Raw genomic sequence first — 654 nt, forward strand, 5'->3', positions numbered from 1 at the left:
CTCGAAGGCCGGGTGAGAGGCCGGCAGCCGCTCGCCGGGGTGGTCCTGGTGGTGCGGCATGGGGCGCTGGAAGGGGTCGTGGGTGGTGGCGGTGGGGGCGTCGCTCCTGCCCTCGTAGGTCGGGGTGGTGCCGGCCGGGCTGCGGGGGCGCGGTGAGGTAGGCCGTGGTGCCGCCGCGGGTGTTGAAGCCGCAGGCGTAGCCGAGGTAGCTGTTGTCGAGCACCAGGGTGTAGGTGAGGTGTTGCCGGTGCCGGCCCAGCCGGTGCCCTTGAGGTTGAGCCTGAGCTCCCCCCGGGCCGCACGGGGCTGGGGCCGAAGGAGGCCCCGCTGGGCGTCGGCGGTGGCTTCGGGCACCGGGGTCTTTGCCTCGCTGGCCTTCACGCCCAGGTAGAGCGCGTTCTCCACGGCCCACCGGGCCTGGGCGCTGAACCATACGAGCTCGAGCGCTTCCCCCACACCTGTGGCGGTGTTCCCAGCAAGGGTTTTGTCTCCTGTGCCTGGCCGTCCCGGCCCCACGGCTCCCGCCGCTAGGTCGTCCCCTTCGAGGCCGCCTCCGCCTCGAGCCGCCTCACCACCTCGTCGAGCTCCCGGGCCGGCTCGAGGGGGCCGTGCTCGAGGAAGGCGTCGGCCAGGGCCCGGTAGTACCACAGCGTC

1 protein-coding gene is annotated in these 654 nt (G+C 73.5%); it reads right to left on the reverse strand.

Annotated features, from left to right (window positions below; all coding sequences use genetic code 11):
* Window positions 1-456, reverse strand: a 456-nt coding sequence (locus Mterra_RS21625) for a hypothetical protein (RefSeq protein ID WP_218023010.1), incomplete at its 3' end; no start/stop codon positions are given.
* Window positions 457-654: the final 198 nt, after the last annotated feature.

This window comes from Calidithermus terrae, from assembly GCF_003574345.1.
GTDB lineage: Bacteria > Deinococcota > Deinococci > Deinococcales > Thermaceae > Calidithermus > Calidithermus chliarophilus.